Raw genomic sequence first — 1,201 nt, forward strand, 5'->3', positions numbered from 1 at the left:
TACACATTACCTGTTTTAAACGCGGCTGATTGATAGAAATGAGTGAGAGTAGGTAACAGCAGATAAAACCACCAAATAGTGGTAACATTTCCCTCACAGATTTTATGGTATAGATTGAGAGTAGATGGAACTGGTAATGACTTGGTTGTGGGACAGAGCGTATGGCTACGGTGTTTATATCGTTTTCATGTTGCTGATTGCTCTGATCTGCTGGCATCTTTATTCACGTTATCAGTCTCATATTGAAAAGTTACTTCTCTCGACGCCATCCCCTCTATTTTTCGTTGATGTCCGGACCGGCGAGATCTTGTATTCCAACCGTCAGGCAATGCAGTTGCTTGGTATCCGCCAGATTGGCGTAAACTTTCGTTTTCCTACCGTGGAAAGCGAAAATAGTTTCCGTCAATACTTAACCAATCACATCAACTCTCGATCATTTGCTCAGAACTCGCTTTGGGCACTGTCTGAATTTGAGTCCCTCAAGATCAATCTTGTGGGGCGTAAGATCCACTTTAGAAACAAAAAAGCGTGGATGATTCACGCATCACCTTACAAAAACACGAATGAAGAGCAATCCCAAGAACTACGTGAACTGAATGTCGCCCGTACCGCTTTGGACTCCCTGTCTGAGTTGATTTATGTAAAGGACCAAAAAGGTGAATTGCTAGCAAGCAACCGCTCCTTCAAGAAGTTTTGGCATGGCCGCCCAGAAGAGGGCACCTTGAGCGTTTCTGGTGGTGCACTGAAAGGGCGCGTTAGTGAGCGTTCATGGACAACTGACCAAGATGGTAAAAGCTGCCTACTCGAAACGTACCAAAGCGTCTTACTTTCTCAAGATGGGGAAAATATTGGGACACTTTCTATTAGCCATGATGTGACCGATTGGCACGACATGCAGCAACAACTGCGTGGCGAAATGGAGAAACGGAAAGACACCGAGGTGGCACTTGCGCAAAGAGACACTATCTTGCAAAACATCTTGGAAGCCAGCCCAGACTCGATCGGTATCTTTAATGAAAACATGGTTTATCAAGCCTGTAATAAGCCGTTTGTTACAGCGCTCGGGATCTCTGAAGTCAGTGACTTGATTGGCAAGCGACTACAAGATGTCGTACCAAACAGCATGTATGTGCGGATCTCTGAAACCGACCATCAGGTTCTTCATCAAGGTAAATCGCTGCGCTATATCGATAAAGTGATG

Annotated in this window: 1 protein-coding gene; it reads left to right on the plus strand. The window is 45.0% G+C overall.

What is annotated here, in order from left to right; all coding sequences use genetic code 11:
- Positions 1 to 124 precede the first annotated feature (124 nt).
- On the plus strand, positions 125 to 1,201 hold a 1,077-nt coding region (locus tag BCT81_RS13675; RefSeq protein ID WP_133152625.1), incomplete at its 3' end, for a PAS domain-containing protein.

The organism is Vibrio sp. 10N.261.52.A1, assembly GCF_002876325.1.
Taxonomy (GTDB): domain Bacteria; phylum Pseudomonadota; class Gammaproteobacteria; order Enterobacterales; family Vibrionaceae; genus Vibrio; species Vibrio chagasii.